We start from the raw sequence: 24,812 nt of genomic DNA on the forward strand, positions 1-24,812 counted from the left end.
CCCGTTCCAGGGTGGGGCGGGGAGCTTCGGCTTCCCGCCCTTCCTCGTGTCTCGCCCATTGGGCGTGACATGACATCACGGTACGACACCTCACGTGCCACGCGACGCAGCAAAACACCGCCACGATGCGTATCCCCATTCCTATAGAAAGCGTAGACCCGCTGGCAGGGCGGCTGAGAGGGGCATTTTGGGTGAAATGGGTTGGAGGACTGCGCCGCCTACCTAGCTCCCACGGCCTGGCCTAATCCTGGCGGTGATGCGGCGGAATCAGACGCCGTCCGCGTCGGGAAGCTGCGCGAGAACTTCCGGGGGTGCGGGTTCGATCGGCAGCGGGCTGGTGTCGGTGTGCTTGTCCGGGCCGCACCGGCTGAAGGGGCCGTACTCGGCGGCGAGCGCGGTGAGGTGGGGGTCGAGGTGGTCGCGCCACCAGATGCTCATGCCGGTCTGTGGGTCGCTGACCCGCAGGGTTTCCCAGGCCCGCCACAGGGCGTAGAGGCGGGAGATCGCCTCTGGGTGGGCCCACCAGCGCGGGCACCAGTTGATGCCGGAGGTGGGTCCGCTGGCGATGCGGCGCTCGACGACGTGGGCGAGGTAGTCCCCGACGAACGCTTCGACGTTGCGGTAGACCGGCTCGTCGCCGGCTGGCGCGGCGGCTGCCGGCGAAGCGCCCTGGTGGTCGCCGGCTAGTTCGCCGAGTAGGGCGCTGAGGTCGGCGACCGGGTCGACCGGCTCGGAGGGGTGGGTGGTCATGGTGCTGGCTCCGGCGGGGTGTCGGGGGACAGGGTCCAGTCGGTGCGGCCGGTGGGGTCCCAGCGGGCGATCGAGGCCCGGATCGCGGCGGCGTACGGCCCGTCGTGCCAGGGGGCGGTGCGGGCGAGCGCGGGTGGGGCGCCGGAGGCGTAGACGACCATCCGGCCCCGGGGCAGGGCGTGCAGGTCGGACACGTCGAGGATGCGCTGGCGGCGGGTGGAGTGGGAGACCGACCGGTTGCCCCAGCCGGATCCGCTGTTGCTGGTCGACCGGGTGGTGACGTCGTGCTCACCGATGAGTTTGGAGAGTTCTTCCAGCCAGTCGGGGTCGGCGACGCCACCGCCGTAGGTGCGGACGTTCGCGGCGGACCACAGCTTGCGCATGCCCTCGCGTCCCCAGACGTCGACGCCTTGGGGGTAGGACTGGAGGATCGTGATGATGGGCAGGCCGTGGGAGCCGTAGAACGAGTACAGGTTGGGGAGCTGTCGTAGCCGGCAGATGTTCGCCGCCTCGTCGAGGACGCTCAGCAGCGGCGGGTCGAGGCGCCGCCCGGCCGAGGCGCGGGCCTGCAGCTCCCCGGCGCGCAGGACGGCGTCGGTGAGCGCGGCGACCAGTGGGGCGGGGGAACCAGGCCCGCCCTGGGAGAGCAGGTACAGCACGTCGGTGCTGACGACGAACGCGGCCGGGTCGAACTCGAGCACCCCGCCTCGGGTGGGTGGGGTGACCCAGCGGGTGACGGCCGGTTCGGTGAGGCACATGAGCATCTTCTGCGCACCGGCGTAGATGCCGCCCCGGGTCTTGTCGGGCATGTTGACCACCCCGGCGACCGCGTCGGCGGGCAGGTCGAAGCCCCGGTCACGCAGCAGGAGGGCCGGTTCGTCGTCGCGGGGGCTGACGGCCCATCGGTATGCGGCGAGGATGTCCCGCCCGGACACGGCGGCCGCGAGGAGCAGGTTCGCCACCAGTTCCTCGGAGCTGGGGTCGAAGAAGGCATCCCGACTGACGCCCGGCTCTCGTTCGGCGGCGGCGAAGTGTTCGGCGAGGCGGCGGGCGTCGGTGATGGTGGCTACGGCGCGCAGCGGGTTCCACCACATGCCCTGCTCGGCGCCGAGGATGTGCTGCGGGTCGAACGCCCACACGTCGCCGCGTGCGGCGCGGAGCTCGCGGGTGGCGTCGACGATGTCGCCCTTGACGCTGGTGACCAGGGTCGGGCCGGGCGCGGCGACGATGGCGGGGATGGCCCGGCTGGTGGTCTTGCCGGTACGCGGGCCCCAGATGTCGACGGCCATGTCCTCCCAGGACTGGCGCAGCGGCATTCCCCCGGCGACGGTGGTGCCGATGAGCACGCCGAGCTGGTCGGGGTCGGGCCGGTCGACGTCGGCGAGGCTGGGCCGTAGTCGTCGGCCGCTGTCGGTGACACCCTTGGGGCCGAGGTGCGCCAGGTCGTCACGGCTGGCCATCCGGCGGGCGGCCGAGTCGACTCGGGTCCGCCGCCGGCCGATCCACCGTCGGACCGCGACCACCGTCCCGATCAGCAGCAGCAGGACGGCGAGCTGGGCGACCGCGACGAGCGTGCACGCGGTGGTCCAGGTGATGTCCCCGCGCAGGACGTCGAGGGCCACCTGGATCGGGTGCCCGCCGGTGTAGCCGGGCGGGCGGGTGAGCACGACCGGCAGCCATACCGTGCCGGCGAGGACCAGGACCAGGGCGGCGAGCCCGCCCACGATCAGACCGGCGTCATCGTGGCCGCCGCGCGGCCCGGCAGGCCGGTTCACGTCATCGTCCAGCGGAAGTCGGTGTTGCCGAGCTGCTTCTCCACCTCGGTGGGTTCCAGGTGCACCGGGATGCCCGGCCGGGAACCGACCTTGATCAGGAAGCGCCCTCGGCCGACGGTTTCGCCGCCCTCGCTGGCGGTCCACGACGGTGGCGCCGACCAGGACAGCACCTCACGCCGTTCGGCCTGCGACAGCGGCCGTACCCGGGCGACGGCGTCGAGTTCCTGTTCGGAGCAGGGGCCGATCATCAGCACGGCGGAGCGTTCGGCGAAGCCTCTCGCTTTGGCCCGATCGTGAGCGGTAGGCAGCGCCTCCAAGTCGGCGAGGGAGTGGGTGATGAAGGCCGTGCCGGTGCCCTTCTGTCGGTTGAGGCGGGTGAGTCCGTCGGCGCGGTCGACCAGGCCGTGCCCGACCCGCAGCGCCCGCCACAGCTCGTCGAGCACGGTGAAGAACGTCCTCGGCGGCGCGAGGCCGAGGTCGGCCATCAGGTGCGCGGCCTCGACCTGGGCGAACCCGTACGACCAGGTCGACAGCAGGGTCGCGGCGGTGCGCAGCTCGTCGGTGTCGTCGATGCCGGAGATGTCCACGCACACGGCCGGGGTGTCGAGCCGGATGGCGGTGGTGGTCTGCCCCTCGAAGGTGTCGCCGAGCGGGCCGTGTAGCAGCGCCAGCAGGGTGCGGTGCAGTGCGGCGGTGTCCTCCCGGAACCGGGGGAGATCTCCCTCTTCCTGCCAGAGGGTGACCGCGCGGACCTCGGCCGGGGCGTCGCGGATGACGGCCAGGACGTCGGAGAGCACCGGCTGGGCGTCGTCGGTCTCGCGTTCGGCGAGGTAGCGCAGTGCAGCGGCCAGCACGGTGGTCTCGTCGGAGCTGACCGGGCCCCGGCGGACCAGGGTCGCCAGGGCGACCAGCATGTTCAGGCGCCGATCGGTGACCGCCGCGCGGACGACCGCGCCGGTGCGCTCGTCAACCCGGCCGAGGACCTGCCGCCACGGACCGGCGTCGAGGGGGTTGATCCGGTCCAGGCCCGGCCCGACCCGCAGCACCTGCCCACCCAGGGCACGCACCAGCTCGGCGTAGTCGGGTTTGAGGTCGCCGAGGATCAGCGGGGTCACGCCCTGCGCGGTGAGGCCGAGGACCATCCGGCGGACCGCCGTGGACTTGCCCATGCCGGGCTCGCCCTCGATCCACACCGACGGGTTGTTGATCAACCTCGCTCTCGTGTACCAGGAGATCGGATCGAAGCACACCGCGCTGCCGGTGTAGAGGTGGCGCCCGAGCGGGACGCCGATCATCGGGGTCGACGCGCCGGTGCCGAACGGGAACAGGCCGCACACCTGGACGGTGGTGCCCCGGTACTCCGTCGGCGGCTCGATCCATGACCACCGGCCGCCGCCGGGCCCGGCGTAGCCGAGCCGGCCCGGTCGGCGTGCGGCTGGTCGACGCGGTGGCGGGGGCGTGCTGTTGTCCCGGGTGCTGATAGTCATGCCGGGTCCTAGAAGGGGATCGTGGCGTGGGTGGGCAGCACGACACCGGCGGGCAGGCCGGCGGCGAATCCGGCGGCCTGGCAGCCGTACATCGGCCGTATCACCAGCCGGGCCTCACCGGCGCGGGCCCGGATGATGCCGGCGGCCTCGTCGAGCTGCGTCTCGTCTGCGACGGTGGCGGTGACCAGCACGGTGAAGCGGACGACGCCGGCACCGGCGGCTTCTTCCTCTGCGGCCTGCTCGGCGGCGACGACGTCGGTCATGTCCCGGGCGCTGGGCCGGTGCTTCTTGCTGGCCAGGAACCGGGCGTCGCGTTTGTCGGCCTCCACGAGGCGGGCCGCGTCACCGGGGGAGTAGGGCCGGTAGACCATCGTCACCCGCTTGCGTAACAACTGCGGATCCGGGTCGGTGAGCCGGGCGAACAACCTGCTGTACACCACGCCCCGGGGTGCCTCCACCATGCACCAGGTCCGTGATGCTGCGGAATCGTGCCGGTAGGCGTCCCAGCTCTCCCGGGTGGCCACCGGTCCGGCCTGGGGCCAGTCCGGGGTCAACTGCGGGTCGCGGGCGAGATCCACGGCGACGGCCGGGTCGTAGGCGGCGCGCACCACGGAGGCGAGGCTGCGCGCGGACAGCGGCGTGATCCCGGCGCCGGTCGCGCCGGTCAGCCCGGCGTGCAGATGCGGTAGCCGGCTGGCGACCTCCCGGCAGACGTCCTCGTGGGACATCGACCGGCCGGGTGGGGCGGTGTAGGTCAGCGAGACCCGGGTGTCGACGGTGGCGGAGCCGGCCGGGGACGACTCGACGACGTCGGTGAGGACCTGCAGGGCCAGCGCCGGGGCGTCGGGCCGGGAGGTGGCGGCGACCTCGGCGGCGAGCCGGGTGCCCGGGTCAGGGGTCGTCTCGACGGTGACCTGCGCCTGTACCAGGTGCGGCTCGCGGGACAGCGCCGACAGCCAGGTGGCGAGGTGCGCCACGCGGGCGTCGACGACCGCCTGGTCGACCAGGTCCAGCCCTTCCGGGGCGCAGCGCAGGGTGACGGTGTAGTGGCGGCTCTGCGGCACCACGACGACCGCGACGACACCGGACCGGCCGGTCTCCACCTCGTACACCTCGGAGCGGGCCAGCACGCCGGGAAGCTGGTGAGCGGCGGCGACGCGGGATGCGACGCCGGAGACGTAGATGTGGTGCCGGCGTGCCCGGGTGAGCCACCACGCCACCCGGGCCGTGATGACCTGGAAGCCGGTGCGCCCGTTGACCCGGATCGCCAGCGGGGCCAGGAGCAGCACGCCGAGGACCGCCGTGAGTAGCGCCGCCAGCGGGGACACCGGCAGCATGGCGGCGGCGAGCACCATGACCAGGAACGCCGCGATGGTGCCGGCCGGGCCGAGCCCGAACAGACCGGCCCCCCGGCCGAGCCGCCAGTTGCCGTAGGTGCGTTGCTCGGTCGGCCTGTTCTGTACGCCGGTGCTCATGAGCCCTCACCGCCCACCGCGCCGGAGGCGGTGCCACCGACCCTGCGTACGGTGGCCGGGCCGGCCTGCGCCGCCGCGACGCCACCGGCCACCACGGGCCCGGCCGGGCCCGCCGCCGCTGCGGCACCCGTGCCAGCCGCTGTACCAGCAGTGCCGGCTCCCGCACCCGAACCTGCTGCGGCACCCGAGCCGGCTGCGGCGCCACCGGTCGCACCCGGGCCGGTACTGGTCCCGCCTGCGGCGGGAGCGCCGCCGGAGGGGCGAGGTGACGGCGCCGACGGCGAGGCGCCACCAGGCCGGCCGGACCCCCCGCCCGTGTGCCCACCGGACCTGCCGCCGCCCTGCCCACCGCCGCTGTTGGACAGTCGCACCGCGCCGGAGGCCACCTGACCGGCCGCCGAGACCGCCGCCACGCCAGCGCCACTGGAGCCGCCGCCGCTGGACAGCACCGACACCGCCGGGGCGATCAACCACAGCAACGCCGGCAGCGCCACGATGGCCATGCAGAGCATCACCAGTCCGGTGAGCAGGTCGATGAGGGTCTGTCCCTGGCTGAGCCAGAACGTGGCCGCGTAGATGGTCGCGGCGGCCGGTTTGTAGAGGATCAGGGCGATCAGCCATGTCAGGTAGCGGTTGAGGACGGTGCGCCCCGAGCCGGAGATTGCCGCCGCTGCGGGCAGCGGCAGCAGACCCGCCAGGAGGATGAGTCCCGCGCTCTGGGCCAGCAGCATGAGTAGCTGCACCATCGCGGCTGTGAAGATGAACAGGCTGACGCCGATCACCATGATCGGTGACAGGGCGGAGGCGCCCGCAGCCGGGCTGAGCAGCAGGAGCCGGCCGCCGAGGTCACCGCTGGTGGACTCGGTGATGATCCAGTCCGAGTACGAGTCGCCGACGGTGATGAGGACCTGCACTGCCGGCACGCCAGCGCCGGTGATCACGACCAGGGCGACCAGGCCCTTGGCGATCGACCCGGCTTCCCGCCCGTTGCGTTCGATGGCCAGTCGAATCGCCCCGACCAGCAGCGCGCCCACCGCGATCGCCGCGACCGCCCAATGCGTGTAGGCGCGGAGGTTGGCTACGACGCCTGAGGTTTCCGAGATCTCCGGCCTGTCTACCCTGAGCCATCCGGCGACCAGCGTGGTGAGCATCTCGGCGGCGGCCTTCGACGCTTCCTCGGCGATCTGTTCCAGGTGCCGGCTGGCGATGTTCTCGGCGACCTTGGCAGGGCCGCAGAGCGGGTTAATGACGGGGATGCAGTCGGGCATTACTGCGGGCCCCACTCCACCACGCCGGCGAGGGTGTCGGTGGCGCGGTTGACCGAGAGCCAGCTACCCCCGGGTGGTGCCTGCATCCGCCAGTCGCCGTCGCGCCAGAGCAGCGTCAGTGACAGGACGTGGTAGCGCGGGGTGCCGGCGGATGGAGCGCGGAGCACGAGCCCGATCACCGCTGTGTCGGGGGTGTACGACTGGTAGGTGTATCCGGTGATTCGGCTGAGGGAGCCTGGATCGGCCGGGCCGCTGTCGGCGGCGGTGAGCGTGGCGAGAAGCTGGTCGCGGTCAGCGCTGGGCACGAACTGCCGCTGGATGGTGGGTTCCCAGCGGTCCCGGCCGAGAGCGTGCCCGGCTCTGGTCATGATCTGCGCGGCGGCGACCAGGGCGCCCTCGGGGGTGTGCGCGAAGCCGGAGGCCGTCGTGTCGGTCACCTGCTTGGGGCCGGCGCTGGCGCTGACCGGCACCGCGAACGGACCGACCAGCTCCCACCGGACGTCATCGGGCGCTACCGTCGGCACGGCGGTGGGTAGCACCTGATCCGGTGTGCTCGTGACGATCGGCGGCGGTGTCGGTGGCGGGGTGCCGCCACCAGCGTCGGGGTCGTCGCCGCGCGGGGCGAGGACTGCGATCAGCACCCCAGCCACGACGATGACTGCCACCAGCACCGCGGCGGCGATGAAGCCGGGTCGGGTCCACGGAGGGCGCTCGGCGAAGTCGGGCCCAGCGGGGGGCATCAGGTCGTCCTCCCACCGCCGATCAGGGCGCCGACGATCGCGGACGCGCTGCCGATCAGGACGCAGGCGGCAAAGACCCAGCCCAACTGCGAGACGTTGGTGTCGTCACCGCGGCGGTGGGAGATGGCCATTTTCGCGGCGGTGACGATCATTCCGGCGACGCAGGCCGCCACGGCCAGCCAGGCGATCCACTGGAGGATGAGCAGAACTCCGCTGCCGGCGACGCCGGGAGGCGCTACACCACCACCGGGGTCGGGGACGGCCTGCACGAGGATGGTTTCGGCCTGCGCCAAGGCGCCGATCAGGGTCATGGTCGTCCTTTCTGCTTCGCGACGTGCAGCGTGTGCCAGATCGCGGTGCGCAGCGCCTCGATGTCGGGAGGGGTGCCGATGTCGGTCGGCTCGTCGACGGCGAGTAGGTCGTCGATCCAGCCGACCCGCCAGATCTGCGGTGCCCAGCCGCTGAGTAACCGCAGCCGCTCGGTGGCGATGCGGGGTGGACGCCGTGGTGACGCGGCGACGGCGACGACCCCGAGCAGCCAGGTCATGCGGGCCACTCCGGAGCGACGGCGCCACTGCTCGACCGCGCCGGTGGCGGACCATGTGCCCGACGCCGACGCGCGGCAGACGAGGACGACCTGGGCGCCGGGCATCGCAGGGGTGAGCGCCGGCCACGCGGCGCCGAAGTCCGCGCCGAAGCCGACCATCCGGGCGAGGGTGCTCGTGCCGGCCCCGCCGTGGCAGCCGACCCACCACACCGGAGGCCACCCGTCTCGGACGTGATTCTTCGGAATCACGGCGAGGGGGAGCTGCGGTACGGCGGTCGGACGGGTACGGCGGGCCGCGACTGTTCCGGACCTCACCGCCTGGACCCGCGTACGGCCACGCGGTTGCCACTCGTCACCTGATGCCTCCCCCGCGTGTCAAGGTCACTGACGAGTACGTGACAGTAGCACCGCGTAGGTAGCTGGTCCTATGGTGATTGCTCGGTCAACATCGGACATGATCGGCACCACGGGGGCGTTGAATGGCAAGGGCAGTGCACGCTGTCACCGGCACTGCTCGGCTGCGTGACGTTGGGCTGGTGGCACTCGTGGCTGCGCTGCTGGGAGTTGGTGGCTGCGCGGGAACTGCCGCGCCGACGGTGCCGGGCCCGGACCGCAGCCGCCCGGTCTACCCGACCACCGGCGACGTCGTGGAGTCGCCGACGCCTGGTGAGTCTCCGGGCCGTGACGACCATGGTGGCGATGACCTGACCGTTCCACCGCCACCGGCGGCGCAGGCGGCACGGGTAGCGGCGCGGTTCGCACGGGCCTGGGTGCGCTCTGACCTTCCGGCCGATGAGTGGTGGCGGCAGGTCGCTGAGGTCTGCGACGACGGGTTCGCCGCGCAGTTGCGGACAGTCGACCCCGCGCGAGTTCCGGCGGCCCGGGTGGACGGCGGCCCGGTGGCCTCGAAGCCACCGAAGGGCGGTGCCGCAGAGTACGAGTTCACCACCGACAGCGGCGCTTTGACCGTCACGGTGACGGCCTTGGCCGGGCGATGGCTGGTCACCGGTAACGACTTCCGGCGGGCCATCGGATGACGACCCGCAGACCGATCGCGTTGGCAGTCGCGGTGGTGGCCGTCGTGGTGCTGCTGTGCGGCGGCACGGTGGTGCTCCCGGTGCTGATGTTCGGTCAGGAGCAGGCGGAAGCCGCAGCGTGCGAGGTGCCGTTGCTGCCGGATGGCGCGGCGCCCGAGGTGGGCAGGTGGAGCGGCGCCCAGGTGGCCAACGCGGCTGAGATTGTCACGGCCGGTCTGGAGCGGCAGATGCCCGCCCGTGGCTACGTGATCGCGCTGGCGACGGCGATGCAGGAGTCCACGCTACGCAACCTGGCCAACGCCAACGTGCCCGAATCGCTGTCGCTGCCGCATGAGGGTGTTGGCCGTGACCACGACTCGGTCGGGTTGTTCCAGCAGCGCCCTGGGTGGGGGACGGTGCGCGAGCGGATGACGCCCAGCTACGCCGCCGACAGGTTCTACGAGGCGCTGGCGCGGGTCGACGGGTGGGAGCGGATGCGGCTGACGGACGCCGCGCAGGCGGTGCAGCGCTCTGCCTACCCGGAGGAGTACCAGAAGTGGGAGGACGACGCCGAGCTGCTCGCCGCCGTGGTGCTCGGCGTGTCGGACATCCGCGACGTCGGTGGCGGCGCTCCGACGGCCCCCTGTGGCGTGGGCGAGTTCGGGCCCGTGCCGGTCGGGCCGGGCGGGTGGGTGCAGCCGCTGCACGCCTTCGTCGGTAGCCCGTTCGGGCCCCGCAACGGCCGGTTGCACGCCGGGGTGGACATGTCGCGGGCCGACGTACGGGGCGACCCGATTCGGGCCGCGTCGGGCGGGGTGGTCGAGCAGGTCAAGTGCGACTGGTACACCACCTGCGACCGGGATGGGCACACCCGCGCCCGGGGCTGCGGCTGGTACGTCGACATCCGCCACCCGGGCGAGGTCGTCACCCGCTACTGCCACCTGATCCGACGACCCGAGGTAGCCATCGGCGACGCCGTGACGGCCGGCGAGGTGATCGGGTTCGTCGGCAACAGCGGAGGTTCCTCCGGCCCGCATCTGCACTTCGAGGTGCACGTCAACGTTCCGGACGGCCCGTACAACGCCAACAGCAGCAACGCCGTCGACCCGGTGCCGTTCATGCGAGACCGGGATGCGCCGTTGGGGGCGCGGCCATGAGCGTCAGCACGACGGCGGCCACCCCGGGGAGGGCGGCCGCTGTTGTGCGGTGTCGGTCGCGGCTACGCCTGCCCGCCGGTGTCGGCGTGCACGACCTGGTCGTCATCCTGCTGCGGGCCGGAGGTCGAGGCCGGCCGGCGCGAGCGGCGGCGCCGGCCGGTGGTGGCCTCTGGTGCGTCCAGGCCGAGCTTGGCCAGGTCCTCCGGCGTCCATCCACCCTGCACCGCTGCGTCGTAGCGCTCGGCGTAGCGGGCGTTGGCAGCACGCAGGGACTCGGCCAGTTGGTCCCGGTCGTGCCGGGCTGTGGCCGCCTCGCCGACCAGGTTGGCGCGCTCGCGCAGCAGTCCCAACGCGGCCCGTTCCGTCTCGGCGCGGACGGCCTTGGCGGTCTGTTCGACCATAGGTTTCTCCCCCAGGATGATCCGGTCTGGTGTCTGTGGACGCCCACCTTAGCGGCCAAGATCGATCGGCACGGTCCCGCTTTTCCACCCTTCCCCCGGGCCGGTGGGGGCGCCATCAGTGCCAGCCGAGGGCGTCGACCAGGGTCAAGGGTGGGCCGTAGGACCATCGCGCAGCGACGCGGAGCGCCCTTGATGCTGGGCGGCGACCGGCTACGCTCTCTGGCCCCCACGGGGTGGGCTCGTGGTACTCACCGTCAGGTGCGCTCGGCCCGACCGCGCACCCGGGTCGCGCGCACGCGACCCGCCTCCTTCGTCGGAGCAAGTTGGAGTAGAAGTCTGCCTTTTGGGCAGACGGGCCGCCGCGCGGCCGGTACAGGTCGGGCGGTTGACGTCCACCAGGAGGGTGCTCGCCGTGGCTGATCCGGCTCAGGTAGGTGTGGTCCGGTTCGGTGCTCAGCAGAATCGGCGACGCAAGCACAACGATGCTGATCCGCGCGTGCATCGGGTGACGGTGCGCCTGTCGACCGAGGAACTCGCGGCGGTGACGGCGAACGCCGCCGCCGCCCGGATGGCCGTCGCTGCCTACTTGGCCGAGGCTGGCACCGCGCCCCTGGTGCCGGCCGCGAACGCCCCGGACGGGCCCGGTGAGACATCCGCGCTGCTGGTCGAACTAATGGGAGTGCACCGGCAGGTACGGGGCGCGGCGACCAACCTGAACCAGGCGGTCGCCCGGCTCCACGCCATAGGTGAGCCGGCCGGGGACCTGGCGGCGTCGGCCGCGTACGTGGCGCGGCTCGCGGCCCGCGTCGATGAGCTGGTGGCCGCGATCGCCGCCGCGCAGACGGGCCGCCGATGATCCCGAAGGTTACCTACGGCAGCCGGGTACGGGGGCTGCTGGAGTACCTGTGGGGGCCGGGCAAGGCGGAGGAACACGTCAACCCCCACTTGGTAGCCGGGTACGACGACGTAGCCCTGCTTGCGCCAGAGCGGCACGAGCGCGACGGCGGCCGGTGGGGGCTGGACAACCTGGCGGCCCGCCTGGACGCGCCGCAGATCGCCGCTGGCGAGCGGGGGGTGAAGCAGTACGTCTGGCAGTGCTCGCTGAGCCTGCCGGCCCAGGAAGGCCAGCTCGACGACGACACCTGGGGCCGGATCGCGGGCCGGTTCGTGCAGGAGATGGGCTTCACCGGCGACGCGGACCGGGCCGGGTGCCGGTGGATCGCGGTGCGGCACGGGCTGTCGGCGAAGGGCAACGACCATGTGCACCTGGTCGTCACCCTGGCCACCGAGGACGGGGCACCGGTGTGGCTGCGGCAGGACAAGCGACGCAGCCAGCAGGTCACCGACAAGATCGAGGACGAGTTCGGGCTGGGCAAGTGGACACCTGGCCGGGCCGGCGCGACCCGCCGCCCCGAGCTGACCCGGCCGGAGGTCGACCGGGCCCGGCGCAGCGGCCTGGCGCCGGACCGGGAGCTGCTGCGCCGGCAGGTCCGCGCGGCACTGGCCGGCGCCGACAGCGAGACCGACTGGGTGGCGCGGATGAAGGGCGCCGGACTGCTCGTGGCCACCCGCACGGCGACGAAGGACGTCGACCAGGTGGTCGGGTACGCCGTCGCCCTGCGGCCATCCGGCGGTGGTAAGCCGCGCTGGTTCGCGGGCCGCAACCTGGACGGCGACCTGAGCTTGACCCGGATCCGGGCCCGCTGGAGCGACGAGGGGCGGGCCACCGCCGGCCAGTGGGCCGACGCCCATTCCGCGGAATCACCACGGCTGCGCGGCGAGGACCGGGTCGCGGTGTGGCGGTCATCGGCCGCTGCCTTGGAGGCGATCAGCGGCCGGCTGAGGGGCCTGCCGCCGGGCTCCCCGCAGTGGCCAGCGGTCGCCCGCGCCAGCGCCGAGCTGCTCGCCGGGGTGGCCATGGCCACCGAACCGTCCGGGCAGGGGCCGATCACCCGGGCCGCCGACAGCCTCGCCAGGGCGGCAGCACCACGGCGGTCGACGCGTACCTCGGCGGCGTCGACGGTTGCCGCCGAGCTGGGCCGGGTCGCGGACGCGCTGCTGCTTGCCGGCCGGGCCCGCGACGGCGGCGAGGCGGCTGTGCTGCTCGCCGTGGTCGTGCAGGCTGCCCGACTGGTCGTGGCCCTGGCCGAGCTGCGCGCCGCCGAGCGGCAGGCCCACGCGGCCGGCGCGGCAGCCGCCGCCGCAGCCCACCTGATGCCGCTGCTCCAGCAGGGCGCCCGGCACGTCGACCAGATCCCCACGCAGACCCAGACCGGCGCGGCGGACCGGACGACGGTGCCCTCACCGACCCCGGCCCGGCCTTCCGCGCACCGTGAGGGCGACGAGCGGGCTCTGCGATGACGAGACAGGAGACGTAGTGGCCGACAACGAGATGGCCGAGTTTCAACAGCGGGCCACCGCGGCGGTCACGGCCGCGATCCAGGCTGCCGGCCAGATCGCGCAGCTCCTCATCGATGCCCGCATCGCCGAGCTACAGCGGGCCGCCAGAGCCAGCGAGGACCACGCCCGGCGTACCCGTGCTCAGGCCCGTGCGGCACAGCAGGCCGACGCGGCGGTGTGGCGGCAGGCCACCCGAGCATCGTGGTGGCGACGGGCCTCAGCCGACGACATCGCCCGCGCCTGGCGGGCCAGCGCCACCTGGTCCGCTGTCGACCCCCAAGCCCGCGACGCCCAGCGCGTCATGGTTGAGCGGCTGGCAGCCCGGGGCGTCCACGTTGACCCGGAGACGGGCATGCAGCCGGAGAACGCGGACTGGCTGGCCGACCAGCTCGACCACGCCGCCGTGGAGAACACCGACGCGGCGCGGAGTGCGGCGACCACCGGCGAGCCGCGCCGCACCGCGAGGCAGCGCCAGGAGGAGATGGCGGACCACGTCCGGCAGGTGTGGTCCCCGGAGCGCGCCGAACGGGTCATCCAGTCGGCGGCGTGGCCGGCGCTGGCGTACAAGCTCGACCAGTTGGAACATGCCGGGCACGACGTCCGAGACCTTCTACGGCAGGTACCCGGCTTCATCGATCGCGCCCACACCCCGGCCGCATACGCATTTCGGGTCGTCGATGAGTACGCCACCGACGTCGACCAAACCGCTGCCGGAAGACGTGCCGCCGCAGACGGACAGCGCGCCGAGGAACAGCCGTCAGTCACCCTGGAAGGTGAGTGGAGCGAAGCCACGGGCACCGTCCCGGGAGTCGCCGAGGCGTACGCCAACGCCGATCTGGCCACCGACGGAGCCTCCGAGCCTGACGTGCGCGCTGCCCAGCTCGCCGCCCGCGCGTTTCCTACGTCGACCAAAGCTGTGGTCGTAGACTCTGCGTCTGCGGCCACTCCAGCGGCACAGGTGCAGCAGCTACCGGCACGGTCAGCTGAACCAACAGCGCACGCTCACGATGCCGGTCGATAGTTGCACCTGTGCATTGATCCGCTCCGCTGTACTGAGGGTGTGCGTATGCGACGAGCGACGGCTGCAGCTGTGCGCCACCCGGCTGCCTGGGTGCCACTGACGGTGCTGCTGGTGACCGGCATGCTGGTGCTCCTGCTTGGTCCTGTGGCCTGGTGGGCGTCACCGGCGAAGCACCTCCAGGGCAAGGACAAGGCCGATGTTCGCAATGCGACCCGGCAGACCCTGTTGGCGGCAGTCGGTGGCCTGGTCGTGCTCACCGGTGCCGCTTTCACCGGTCGCACCTTCTACCTGACCCGGCGAGGTCAGTTCACCGACCGCTACACCAAGGCCATCGGCCTACTGGCCTCCGACAAGCTCACCGAACGCCTCGGCGGCATCTACGCCCTAGAGCACCTGATGGTGGAATCCGAGCGGGAGCACAACACAGTCGTCGAGGTCCTTGCCGCGTACGTCCGGGAGAACCGTCCGCTGACGCCGAACGCCCCAAGGGCAAAGCTGGTAGGGCCGATGGGCACCGAGCACACCTCGCGAGAGCGGGCCGATGGCCGGCCAAAGCTCCCGACTGACGTTCAAGCAGCCCTGACCGTCCTTGGTCGCCGTCCCGTCCGACCCGAGCCCAACGCGATCGACCTCGCCGTCACTGACCTCGGACGCGCGGAACTGTCCAGGGCTCAGTTGCAGGGCGCGGCCCTGTATGGGGCGCAGCTAGAAGGCGCGAACCTGTTCGGGGCTCAGTTGCAGGGCGCGGACCTGTCCGGGGCTCAGTTGCAGGGCGCGGACCTGTCTTGGGCTCAGTTGCAGGGCGCGGACCTGTCTTGGGCGCAGCTAGAGCGCGCGAAATTGTTCAAGGCTCAGTTGCAGGGCGCAACCCTGTGTGCGGCGCAGTTAGAGGGCGCGGACCTCTCCGGGGCCCGGTTGCAGGACGCGGACCTCTCCGAGGCCCGGTTAGAGGGCGCGACTCTATCTGCGGCACAGCTACAGGAGGCGATTGACTCCCGGCCGTCAGATGACTGACGAGGCGTTGCCCGTGCGCGATCGCCAAGATCGTGAAGACTCCGCAGAGACTGGCCTCGGGCCGCTGAGCCGATAGGGCCTCTTCCGACCACCGCATAAGGCTGACTCGGTGGCTCTCTGCGGGCCCGCGTTGGGCGGGACTTGAGCTCGGCAGGTAGGCGCCCAGGCAAGCTGCCAGCTTCGAGTTTGATCCTATATAGCCGATCATGTGTCAGAGAGCTCGCCCAGGGGCTGAGCTACTGTCACAGGGGGTGAAGTGCCAGCTCAGAGGGTGCGGGAGACTATCGCACATGCCGAGATTCGCCAAGCCGGGTGACGGGGAAGGCTTAGTAGTATCGGTCAAACTATGTAAGACTTCGGGTGCCCGCTCTGCGGGTTGAAGTTCTAAAACGAAGAACGCCCCGCCGCGGCCTGCAACCTTGACGGGACGTCCTCCGTACTACCGAACGGTCTGTGGCCTCGTCGTTAGACGGGGCTACAGCCGTTCATGGCCCCGTAGAGGGCCGCCGCTCCAGCCGCCAGCTTCATGGCCGTGTAGGCCACATCGGCTGTCGTCCGCCACCGGCTGGTGGTGGGGCGGCTGTTCCGCCGAGGCCGAGGGCTCCGGGGGAACAGGTTGGAACGGTTCGGCATGATGCCCCTCCTTCTTCCTGCGGGAGCTACATCGCGCCCGACGCGCGTACGAGCGCGAGGCGAGTGGTTCCGCAGGGGCGGAGTGGCATGACACCGAACACAGATCCTACTGTGCCGCTACCCCGTCCGGCGCAACTCTTCACGGCTGTTGGTTGGGCACGATGTCCACATGGCTGATATCCGCAGGTAGAGACCTTGATCGAATCCGTGGCGGGGATGCGGGATTCCCTGGTTCTGTGGAGCGGACCACATCCTTGTCGCCGTGGTGGGCTTACGCGATCAACCTGAACTGGTGTTCGAGATCAAGGTGGTAACGCTGGCGAACCGCAGCACGGGTCATGGTGCGAGGACCGGGCAGAACGTTCCCCGGTCTTGGCTCCTACCTGGTGGGTCCAGGCTTGGCGGTAGGTGCGGTTCCACGAGCTGCCGGCGCTGTGGGGAGCGTGGACGTTGGCCCCGATGCGGCGGTAGTGGCAGACGGGAACGCGAGCCCCGCAACCGCAGCGGCTTTCGCAGCATCGCGGGTCGGTGCGGGCTCGGCCGACGGCTCGGGTTTGGTTCGGGTCCTGGTGTAGACGTAGTGCTGGATGAGGGTGCGAAGCTCGTCGACCAGGCCGTCACCGGCGGTGGCCAGTTCATTGAGACGGGTAGGGGCGGCGGCGAGCTGCGTCGTGATGGCAGCGTCGAAGACCTGAGCGAAGCGGTCGGGGTCGTCGGCCTGGGCGACGGTGCGGAGGTCGGGTTGCGCGCACAGGCGAGCGGTTACCTGGTTGAGCCAGATCCGTTCGTCGCGGGTGAGTGCTGCCGCGAGCTTCGGCAGCAGGGCACGGATCTCGTCTTCGGCGAGCACCACCTGCGGCGGCGCGACCGAGCTGCGGCTGGGTCGGTCAGCGTCGACGGCGGTCGTGCCCGTGCCGGGCGTGGGCATCGGTGTGGCCCGGACGGTGTCGTGGACGGCCTGGCGGGCGGCGGTGAACAGGCTGGCCCGCCAGTCGGGGTCGTCGCACTTGAGGAAGATCGCGACGGACAGGTGGGGCTGGTCCGGGTCGCCGAGCATGGTGGTCAGCGCCCTGTCGAAGGTGCCGGCGAACGCGGCGAGGTCGTCGTTGGCGCGAGCGGCGGCTTGCAGCGTGCCAGCGTTGGCGACGTGGTGAAGTCGGCTGGACAGCCAGGTGTGTTCGTCGTCGGTGAGGCTGTCGCGTACATGGTCGGGCATCCATGCGTCATTGAGCGTGACCGGTACGGCGGGGGCCCCGGCGGCGCTGACCGGGACGGAGTCGAGGTCGGCGATCGCGTCGACGGCGGCGGATACGGCTCGCATCCGGCGCCGGGTGTCGACGAGGTCGTCGTGGCGGGCGAACGGCTGGCCGAGCTGCGTCCGGGCCCGGTCGATCTCCTCATGCTGGCGGGCGATGTTGGCGACGAGCTGGCCGCGCCGGGACTCCAGCGCGGCGAGGTGGTGTTCGAGGCGGCGGACCAGGCCGGTGGCGTCGCCGGTGGTGGCGTCGGTCAGCCACATTTGGGTGGTCATGCCGGCGTCGTCGTTGACCATGAGGGAGACCAGGACTCCGTCCCGGCCGTTCCAGACGGTGACCGTGACGGCGAAGCCGCCCAGCTCGGCCAGCGGCACCCGGTCGCGTTGCTCGGTGGAGCCGAGGTCGGCGGCAGCGGCGGTGAGGGCGTGTTGCAGCGCGCGACCGGCGTCGGGGCGCTTGTCGAACTGATGGCCGGTGACGGTCATCCGGAACTTCTCGCCGCGGATGTCCTGCCGTCGCTCGATGGTCTGGTCCAGGGCCTGGATGCGCCGCTCGTCGACGGCGATCCACTGGTGTAGCTCCCGGATCTGCTTCTCCAGGGCGGCATGGGTGTTGTAGTGGGAGCGGTTGGCCCTCTCCAGCCGGGCCAGCTCCATCCCCAGTTCCTCCTTCTCGATGAGCAGGGGGTTGCCGGTGGCGATGGCCTTGATCTGGTGGGCTTGAAGGGTCTCGTCGGAGACGTCCTCGATCTCCCTGGCGACCGTGCCGCGCATCATCTGGTCGATGAAGCCGCCCTTGCGGGCCACGGTCTGCCAGGAGAAGGCGTCGAAGGAGCCGGTGACGACGTACCGGTAGATGCTGACCTCGGCGTTCTGGTTGCCCTGGCGCAGGATCCGGCCGTCTCGTTGGGTGATGTCCGCCGGCCGCCACGGGCAGTCGAGGTGATGCAGGGCGACGGCCCGGTTCTGGATGTTGGTGCCGGTGCCCATGCGGCCGGTCGACCCGATGAGCACCGACACGTCGCCGTTGCGGCAGGCGGCGAACAGGTTGGCCTTCTCCTTGTCGCTGTCGGCCTCGTGGATGAACCTGACGGACTCGCGGGGCATCCCCAGGTCGACCAGCCGCTCCCGCAGCGCCTCGTACGCCGTCCACCGCTCCGGATCCTTCGGCTTCGGGGTGCCCAGGTCGCAGAACACGATCTGCAACGCGCCCGGCGTCTCGTGTTCGACCGGGTTGTCGGCGTCCGGGTTGGCCAGGTAGCGGGTCTCGCGGTGCGTCTGCCAGATCTCGGCGATGTTGCGGGCCGCCACGTCGATCTTGCCCGGGGTGTTCTGGGCCAGGCCGAGTAGACGCAGGTCCAGCGACGCCGCCCGCGCCTCGCCGGAGATCTTCAGGATGTTGTCGGTTTCCCGGTCGCGGGGGTTCTGCCGGCACCACTCGACGCGGTCATCGAGGGTGGCGATGAAGTCGACCAGCTCGGGCGCCGGGTCGATCGTGATGACGTGCGGGGCCCGGTGGCCGTCGGTGTTGACGGTCAGTTGTGGGGTGGGCAGTTGCAGGTCCTCGGGGGTGCGGATGTCGCCGAAGGTGCGCAGCATCAGCGACAGCTCGGCCGCGTTGGTGTACTTCGCCAGCCGTGACTTGGTCTGGAAGCCGCTGCCGGTGGGCGAGATCTCCACCGACGTGACGACCTTGCCGAACACCGACGCCCAGGTGTCGAAGTCCATGGTGCCGGTGGCTTCGAGCAGGTCCGGCCGCAGGTGGCGGGTGACGACGTACAGCTCCCGCACGCTGTTGGCGATCGGAGTGGCGGTGGCACCGCACACCACCCGTGGCCCGTAGCGGCGCCGCAGGTAGTCCAGCTTGGCCCGGAAGTCCACCGCCCGGTCCGAGCCGTCGTTGCTGGCGTCGACGATGCTGGAGGTGATGGTGTCGTTCTTCAGGTCGTGCCACTCGTCGCGGAAGACGAAGTCGACACCGGTCTGGTCGAACGTCACGCCGGGGTCGGTCGGCTTGTCGAACTTCTCCTTGATCTTGCCTTCTTTGCGGATCAGCGCGCCTTGCAGGCGTTTGACGGCCGCGTTGCGGCCCGGGTCTTCGCCGTTGGCGACGGCCTGTTCGTGTGCTCGTTCGATCTTGGTCCGGAGTTCTGCCAGCTCGCCGTCGAGGAAGCGGCGCTGCTCGTCGTCGGACAGCCGCAGCGTCTCGAAGAACGACGCGGCCATGATGACGGTGTCCCAGTTGCCGGTGGCGCAGCGGGCCACGAACCGTTGCCGGCGGGCGGCGCTGGTGTCGTCCTGCCCGGCGGCCAGGACCCGGGCCTGCGGGTAGATCTGGAGGAACTCCCGGCTGAACTGTTCGAGCAGGTGCGTCGGGACGACGATGGCGGGCTTGGTGACCAGCCCGAGCCGTGTCAGCTCCATCGCGCCGATCGCCATCACGGCGGTCTTGCCGGCGCCGACGCAGTGGAACAGGCCCACGCCGGGCTCGTTGATGATCCGGGTGACCGCCTCGATCTGGTGCGGGCGGGGCTTGAACTCCACCGAGATGCCGGGCAGGGTGCGCTGCACGCCGACGTAGGAGCGGGGTACGTGGGCGTTGAACATCCGGTTGTAGGTGGCCGCGATGCGCCCGGCCCGCTCCGGTTCCTCCCACACCCAGGACTCAAACCGTTCCTCCAGCTCGACGGCCTTGGCCTGCGCGGCGGCGGTCGCCTCCACGTCGAGTGCCCGCTTGCCCTCTTCGACCTCGTAGAAGACCCGGATCGGGGTCTTGGTGAGCAGTCGTTGCGCCAGCTCCGGGGCGGACATGCCGGTGGTGCCCCAGGTTGAGCGGGCGAGGACCCCGGTCCGGCTGCCCTTGACCTGCCAGTCCGATCCGCCGGGGTGTGACACCCTCAGCCGCGGATCGTGCAGGATCTCCTGGAGGAACGCCTGCACTTCGGTGTAGTCGATGAACGGGGCGCCGAAGGACACCATGATCTCGCCGGGGCCGACGTCGCGGGGCAGCACCCGTTGTAGGGCGCGGACGTTGACCTCGAACCTCGGGTCGTCCTCGGCGGCGATCAGCGCCTGGTCGAGCTTGGCGCGGACGTTGTCGGACAGGTATGCGGCGGCTTCGACCAGCCGGCCGGTGCCGGGATCGTCGTAGACCAGCTCACCGAGGGCTTCCCGTGCCTGGATCTCGTCGACGCCGAGCAGCCGGGCGATCTCCGGCAGGGCCACGGCGCCGTGGTCGTCCAGGCAGATCGCCAGCGCGTCCTCGGGGCTGTCGGCACCCAGCCGGGGAGCCCGGGGCAGGATGACCCGCCTGCTGAAGATGTCCGCCTTGGTGGCGGTGCGGGTGTCGTCGTTGAAGTTCTCCAACGCGAACACGGTGGCGGCGTACGGGTCGGTGGTGCGGAACTTCCCCATGTCGGGGTAGTTGCGGTACTGCTTCGGCTGGCCGGTCTCCTCATCGAGGCTGGTCTCCAGCTCGCCGGTGGTCTTGTTGCGCTGCCGGCGGGTGTAGGTGTCGTACCTGTTCAGCGGGCCGTGCTGCGCGACGTAGGCGTCGTAAAGGGTATTGAGGCGGATCCGCAGGAACGCCGCCGAGCCGGCCGGCGGACCACCAGGGTGCTCGTCGCCGTCGTCGAGCGAGGACGACTCAGCTCGCAGCAGCGCCGTCACGGTGTCCCGCATCAGCAGCAGCGCCCGCAGCTCGTCGGCTTGGGTGGCGGGCACCTTGTGCTCGACGACCTGCCCGGACACAACGGTGGTGAACGTGCCGTCGTCGAGAGCGTCGATGTGGCCCTCTTCGCGGCCGACGGCGGCCAGGACCGCGACCGGCGCGGCCGGTCCGGTCTCGACGCGGGGGGTCAGGGTCAACTCGGCGAGGCGGGCCTCGTCGACCACGTCGGCCAGGACGCGGGCCAGGTCGGTGCCGGTGTCGCCGGTGCCGGTGACGACCAGGTCGAGCGCGTTGTGGGCGCCCCGGCCGACGGACAGGTCGCCGAGGACCCGGTCCGGCCGGCGGGCGAAGAACTCGTTGACGTGGATGGTGTCGCCCCCGACCACGTCGATCTCCTGGGTCTGTTCCCACGCCATCCCTGCCTGGTCTCGGCCGGGTTCACGGCGCCGGAGGATGAGCAGGTCGGTGACGACCTTGGTGCCGGCGGCGTCCTGGTGCGCGCTGGTCGGCAGCCGCACGGCGGCGACCAGGTCCGCCAGCGCTGCCATCTCCCGTCGGGCGGCCGGGTTCGCGGCGTCCATCGTGTAACGGGAGGTCAGCGCCACGACCAGTCCACCGGGCCGGGTCAGATGCAGGCTCTTGATCAGGAAGTGGTTGTGGATCGAGTGCTTGCCCGGGTTGTGTCGCCGGTCGGCCAACACGAACTTGCCGAACGGCACGTTCCCGATCGTCAGGTCGAACGCCCCGGCCGGCGCGCGGGTGTCCGCGAACGATTCGGTACGGATGGTGGCGTGCGGGTAGAGCGCGGCGGCGATTCCGGCGGTGACCGGCTCCACCTCGACTCCGGTCAGCCGGGCGCCGTCGGGCGCCAGGCCGATGAAGGTGCCCGGCCCGCAGCCGGGTTCCAGCACGTCTCCGCCCTGGAACCCGAGGCCGGTGACGGCGTCCCAGATGGCCTGGACGTACGCGGCGTCGGTGTAGTGCGCGTTCAGGGTGTTGCGCTCGGCCGCCGCGTACTCCCGCTCATCGAGCACCTGCCGGAGCTGGTCCCGGGCCGCCGCGAACCGGGCGTGGTCGCGGTGGTCGACGCGGCCCTCGAACACCCCGGGTACCGCACCCCACCCCGACCAGCGGGCCAGCACCGCCTGTTCCTCGGCGGTCGCCGGTCGGTCCTCGGCTTGGAGGGTGCGCAGGGTACGCAGCGCCGCCAGGTTCGCGTTGAGTCGGGCCACCTCGCCCCGGGGCGCCAGGTCCTCCTGGCCGCGCGGCAGGAACGACGGCGGCCGGTCCGGATCGGCGGCCGGCGGTGGTGGCGCTGCCGTCTCCGGTGGTGCGATCGGCTCCACCGAATCGGTCGGTCGAGCCGGCTCGGCCGGTTCGGCCGCCGGTGGTGCGGTTTCTAGCTGCGGGCTGGCGGTTCGCTGTCGTCGTTCATCGCGGCTTCCTGCTCCGCGATCTCCTGCCAGCGCGGATCGGTCGGGTCCTCCACCATCGGAATCCAGTCCCCCGACGCCGCCTGCGGGCCTGCCGTCGGGCTCTGGGTCGCCGTCGGGCTGGTCTCGTTCGTCTCCGGGTCGATCAGGATCAGTTCCGGCAGCACCTGTTCCTCGGCCGCCATCCGGGCCTGGTTGAGCCGTCCCAGCTTGTCCAGGTAGCCCTCGCCGGTCGGGTCCGGGCCGGCCAGATTCCTCGCCAGGTCGTCGATCTGTTGGGCCGCCTGCTCCCCCAAAGTCGAGAAGTAGCTGTTCAGGTCCGTCCCGTCGGCTATCAGCGCCGCGTACCGGTTCGGCAGGAACGTCTGCCAGTGCCGCTGGGCTTGCGCCCCGTATCGGTTCATCCTCTGTCTCCGTCTCTGCTGGCCCTGCGGTCGGCTGCTCGGTGTCAGGGCCGGTAGGCGGGCCGGTCGTGGTCGCCGCGCCATCGAGGACCGCCGGCACCGGTACCGGGCCCGCCGTGTGCAGGGTCACCGCCGGCCGGGGCGGTGCCGGCGTCGGGTCGACCGGCACACCGAGCCGGCCGGCGGCGTACGCGGCCAACGGCTCGGCGATCTCGTCGGGCTGCCCGTGCAGCATCGTCCGGACCGACTGGGCGGCGACCTGGCGGCCCGCCGCCGTGGTGAAGGTCCGCGCGGCCCAGTCCACCCGGCCGGTGACCACGACCTCCACCAGCGGCCATGTGTCCTCGCCGCCGGGAGCGACGGCCAGCACCGGCCCCGGCCGGTCCGGGTGCCGGGCCACCGCCGGGTCGAGCACGTGATAGGCGCGGGCCGCGGACCGGCGCCCGTCGACGCTGCCGTCCTCGTCGACGACGACGGCGACGCCGGCCGCCGGGTCCGCCTGCGTGGTGAGCGCCGCGACCTGCGGCCCGGTCAACGCCGGCCCGCACGCGGCCACCGCCAGCGGTCCACCGTCACCGCGTTCGGCCAGGGCGATGGCCTCCAACGCGGTTCGGGCGACCACCGACGGGCCGGTCCGGCCGGGCTGCTCGGCGAGCCCGAACAGCACCTCGGCCGGGCGGAAGACCGCCGTCGCGGGACTGTGCAGCACCGGCGTCACATCCGGCACACCCGGCGGGGCGTAGCCGGCGAAGCCGACCACCGGCCGGTCCGGATCGCGGTGGTCTCGGATACCGACCATCACCCGGTTGCGGAACCGGTCGACCAGTTGCCCGTTGCGGCCGGTCGCGGCGAGCCCGGACGCCCGGATCTCGGTGTCGGTGAAGCCCTGCCGTCGAAGCTCGTTGACCAGCGCCGCCGGCCGGTCCGGCGCGTACCCGACCGCCCACCGCCCATCGACCGGCACACCTTGGGTGGCCAGCCAGCGGGCCGGCGACGCCCCGTCGGGCCGGTCGAGTTGGGCGCGGTAGAGCTCCGCCGCCACCCGCTGAGCGGCCAGCAGGCGTTGCCGCCGCGCGTCCGGCACCGTTGACAGGCGAGGCGGGCCGGCAACCTGCGCGGCCAGCGACCCGGCACGGTCCCGCAACGCGGTGGTCCGGTCAACCGAGGCCGTGACCCGCTCGACGACCTCCCGTGCCGGCTGGTGTGGCCCCGTCATCACGGCCGTCCGTCGTCGGGCTCGGTGGGCAGCAGCCCGCGCTCCCGCAACGACTCGAACAGGCGTTGATGGTGCTCCAGCACAGCGGTCAGGTCATCGATCTGCGTTTGCAGCCCGGCGGCGACGTCGTCGGGCAGGCTCTCCGCGTCCGGCACGGCCATCGGTGCAGCGGCGTCGTCAGCCATCGCTCCCCCATGTGATCGCTTGATCACCACCCTAGTCAGGATGTCGAACGAGATCGACGCCTGCGCGACCGCTGGCACCGCGCGGATGCCTGATGCCACGGAATCACCAACAGGGGCAGCGAATCAGCCCAGACGCGCGGACCGCTGCCGGGGCGCGCGCCGGTCAGACTTTTCAATATCGATGCCCCCGGCGGGGCCTCCCTCGGAGATCTGGGAGGGGACCACCGGCGCCGGGTGAGTGAGTGGTCACCCAGGGGTGGGATCTCCCCGCGCCAGCCGCCCAGGGGGCTACCAGGCCGGAGCCGGGGTGGCCAGGCCGAGCCGCTTCGCGGTCGGCTACGCCGAGCCTGGCCACCCCGGCTCCGGCCTGGTCGATCAGAGATCGGCTGACACGAGGAGATCCCACCCACCACCCGGGCTCGCCGTGCCGAAGCGGGCAGCGAGGACTGGGTAGCGACTTGAGCTTCCAGAGAGTGAGGCGGACGAAGCAGACCTTGTTACTGGACTCGGCGTAGTCGACCGGCGAGGGCTGCCGCCCCGGCGTTGCTGGTGGGGTGCTCTGGGCGTGGGTCCTGGCCGGCGTCGAGTCCACCGAGCTCCTCGCCCAGGTGGACTACCCCGCCGTTGACGACGATCCGGGCTGTTGCCTTGGCGGCGACCGCGCTGAGATGAACGATGCCGCCGTTGACCACGACGTCCTTGCCGGCGGTGATGGCGGCGGACCCGATGTGGATGGTGCCGTCGTTGACCACGATCTCGCCGGTGACAGCGGACAGGTCCATGGGGGCCCGACGTGCCTTGCGAGCGACCGAGGCATTGTGGTTCGCGGCCACCCAGGCTGCGCGGCAGCGTCGGAGGTCCGCGTCCGCTCCGTTAAGCGCCTGAATTACGTGGCGTACGGACTGCCAACTGGGCAAGGTGGGCCCGGCGAAGACTCGCGACACGGTCGCTGGGCTGAGACCTGT

The 24,812-nt window shown here is 71.7% G+C and carries 20 protein-coding genes and 1 pseudogene; 7 read left to right on the plus strand and 14 right to left on the minus strand.

The genetic code is table 11. The annotated features are described in order from the left end of the window. Positions 1-267: 267 nt before the first annotated feature. From ACIBO1_RS26835 to ACIBO1_RS26870, 8 genes are read right to left on the minus strand one after another with little or no spacing between them, the layout of a single operon-like run. Positions 268-750, minus strand: coding sequence for a DUF4913 domain-containing protein (locus ACIBO1_RS26835; protein ID WP_396751197.1), 483 nt, complete (start codon positions 748-750; stop codon positions 268-270). Further along, complete coding sequence (locus ACIBO1_RS26840; protein WP_396751199.1) at positions 747-2,525, minus strand: type IV secretory system conjugative DNA transfer family protein; 1,779 nt, start codon at positions 2,523-2,525, stop codon at positions 747-749. The genes ACIBO1_RS26835 and ACIBO1_RS26840 overlap by 4 nt, the downstream gene beginning before the upstream one ends. Beyond that, positions 2,522-4,012 (minus strand): ATP/GTP-binding protein, encoded by a 1,491-nt coding sequence (locus ACIBO1_RS26845; RefSeq protein ID WP_396751201.1) that lies wholly within the window; start codon positions 4,010-4,012, stop codon positions 2,522-2,524. The genes ACIBO1_RS26840 and ACIBO1_RS26845 overlap by 4 nt, the downstream gene beginning before the upstream one ends. Before the next feature lie 8 nt (positions 4,013-4,020). Next, the gene (locus ACIBO1_RS26850; protein ID WP_396751203.1) at positions 4,021-5,487 is read right to left on the minus strand and encodes an SCO6880 family protein; all 1,467 of its coding nucleotides are present in this window, start codon (positions 5,485-5,487) and stop codon (positions 4,021-4,023) included. Next, a complete protein-coding gene (locus tag ACIBO1_RS26855; protein WP_396751204.1) occupies positions 5,484-6,755 on the minus strand; it encodes a hypothetical protein in 1,272 nt (423 codons plus the stop codon). The genes ACIBO1_RS26850 and ACIBO1_RS26855 overlap by 4 nt, the downstream gene beginning before the upstream one ends. After that, positions 6,755-7,495 (minus strand): hypothetical protein, encoded by a 741-nt coding sequence (locus ACIBO1_RS26860; protein ID WP_396751206.1) that lies wholly within the window; start codon positions 7,493-7,495, stop codon positions 6,755-6,757. The genes ACIBO1_RS26855 and ACIBO1_RS26860 overlap by 1 nt, the downstream gene beginning before the upstream one ends. Next, positions 7,495-7,806, minus strand: a complete 312-nt coding sequence (locus ACIBO1_RS26865) for a hypothetical protein (RefSeq protein WP_176096086.1) — start codon at positions 7,804-7,806, stop codon at positions 7,495-7,497. The genes ACIBO1_RS26860 and ACIBO1_RS26865 overlap by 1 nt, the downstream gene beginning before the upstream one ends. Continuing rightward, the gene (locus ACIBO1_RS26870) at positions 7,803-8,201 is read right to left on the minus strand and encodes a hypothetical protein (protein ID WP_254877117.1); all 399 of its coding nucleotides are present in this window, start codon (positions 8,199-8,201) and stop codon (positions 7,803-7,805) included. The genes ACIBO1_RS26865 and ACIBO1_RS26870 overlap by 4 nt, the downstream gene beginning before the upstream one ends. Before the next feature lie 377 nt (positions 8,202-8,578). Here ACIBO1_RS26870 and ACIBO1_RS26875 point away from each other — a divergent pair, with 377 nt between their 5' ends. Together ACIBO1_RS26875 and ACIBO1_RS26880 are read left to right on the plus strand one after the other, a co-directional pair. Then, entirely contained in the window at positions 8,579-9,079 is a 501-nt protein-coding gene (locus ACIBO1_RS26875) for a hypothetical protein (RefSeq protein WP_396751209.1), read from the plus strand. Continuing rightward, the gene (locus tag ACIBO1_RS26880; RefSeq protein WP_396751211.1) at positions 9,076-10,215 is read left to right on the plus strand and encodes a M23 family metallopeptidase; all 1,140 of its coding nucleotides are present in this window, start codon (positions 9,076-9,078) and stop codon (positions 10,213-10,215) included. The genes ACIBO1_RS26875 and ACIBO1_RS26880 overlap by 4 nt, the downstream gene beginning before the upstream one ends. Before the next feature lie 62 nt (positions 10,216-10,277). Here ACIBO1_RS26880 and ACIBO1_RS26885 read toward each other — a convergent pair whose 3' ends face one another. Next, positions 10,278-10,616, minus strand: coding sequence for a hypothetical protein (locus ACIBO1_RS26885; protein ID WP_396751213.1), 339 nt, complete (start codon positions 10,614-10,616; stop codon positions 10,278-10,280). 505 nt (positions 10,617-11,121) lie between these two features. Between ACIBO1_RS26885 and ACIBO1_RS26890 the strand changes: the two genes are divergently transcribed. From ACIBO1_RS26890 to ACIBO1_RS26905, 4 genes are all read left to right on the plus strand, one after another. After that, positions 11,122-11,472 (plus strand): hypothetical protein, encoded by a 351-nt coding sequence (locus ACIBO1_RS26890; RefSeq protein ID WP_396751214.1) that lies wholly within the window; start codon positions 11,122-11,124, stop codon positions 11,470-11,472. Continuing rightward, positions 11,469-12,977 (plus strand): relaxase/mobilization nuclease domain-containing protein, encoded by a 1,509-nt coding sequence (locus ACIBO1_RS26895; protein ID WP_396751216.1) that lies wholly within the window; start codon positions 11,469-11,471, stop codon positions 12,975-12,977. The genes ACIBO1_RS26890 and ACIBO1_RS26895 overlap by 4 nt, the downstream gene beginning before the upstream one ends. Positions 12,978-12,993: 16 nt before the next feature. Next, the gene (locus tag ACIBO1_RS26900; protein WP_396751218.1) at positions 12,994-14,037 is read left to right on the plus strand and encodes a hypothetical protein; all 1,044 of its coding nucleotides are present in this window, start codon (positions 12,994-12,996) and stop codon (positions 14,035-14,037) included. 120 nt (positions 14,038-14,157) lie between these two features. Beyond that, positions 14,158-15,051 carry a pentapeptide repeat-containing protein gene (locus ACIBO1_RS26905; RefSeq protein ID WP_396751292.1) on the plus strand — a complete coding sequence of 298 codons (894 nt, stop codon included), beginning with the start codon at positions 14,158-14,160 and terminating at the stop codon, positions 15,049-15,051. Between the two features lie 1,012 nt (positions 15,052-16,063). On the opposite strand, the gene ACIBO1_RS26910 is transcribed toward ACIBO1_RS26905, so the two are convergent. Further along, positions 16,064-21,955, minus strand: a complete 5,892-nt coding sequence (locus tag ACIBO1_RS26910; RefSeq protein ID WP_396751294.1) for a DEAD/DEAH box helicase family protein — start codon at positions 21,953-21,955, stop codon at positions 16,064-16,066. A 53-nt stretch (positions 21,956-22,008) separates the two neighbouring features. Next, positions 22,009-22,530, minus strand: coding sequence for a TnpV protein (locus tag ACIBO1_RS26915; protein WP_396751296.1), 522 nt, complete (start codon positions 22,528-22,530; stop codon positions 22,009-22,011). Positions 22,531-22,562: 32 nt separating this feature from the next. On the opposite strand from ACIBO1_RS26915, the gene ACIBO1_RS26920 reads away from it, so the two are divergent. Beyond that, positions 22,563-22,865: a hypothetical protein gene (locus ACIBO1_RS26920; RefSeq protein WP_396751298.1), complete on the plus strand. Its 303-nt coding sequence runs from the start codon at positions 22,563-22,565 to the stop codon at positions 22,863-22,865. Positions 22,866-23,152: 287 nt separating this feature from the next. Here the strand turns inward: ACIBO1_RS26920 and ACIBO1_RS26925 are convergent. The 3 genes and pseudogenes from ACIBO1_RS26925 to ACIBO1_RS26935 all read right to left on the minus strand — a co-directional run. Beyond that, positions 23,153-23,662: pseudogene (locus tag ACIBO1_RS26925) on the minus strand (hypothetical protein); the annotation flags it as partial. Then, positions 23,662-23,946, minus strand: a complete 285-nt coding sequence (locus tag ACIBO1_RS26930) for a hypothetical protein (RefSeq protein ID WP_396751220.1) — start codon at positions 23,944-23,946, stop codon at positions 23,662-23,664. The pseudogene ACIBO1_RS26925 and the gene ACIBO1_RS26930, both read right to left, overlap by 1 nt. Before the next feature lie 398 nt (positions 23,947-24,344). Then, positions 24,345-24,629, minus strand: a complete 285-nt coding sequence (locus tag ACIBO1_RS26935; protein WP_396751222.1) for a hypothetical protein — start codon at positions 24,627-24,629, stop codon at positions 24,345-24,347. Between the last annotated feature and the right edge of the window lie 183 nt (positions 24,630-24,812).

The organism is Micromonospora sp. NPDC049903, assembly GCF_044460945.1.
Taxonomy (GTDB): domain Bacteria; phylum Actinomycetota; class Actinomycetes; order Mycobacteriales; family Micromonosporaceae; genus Micromonospora.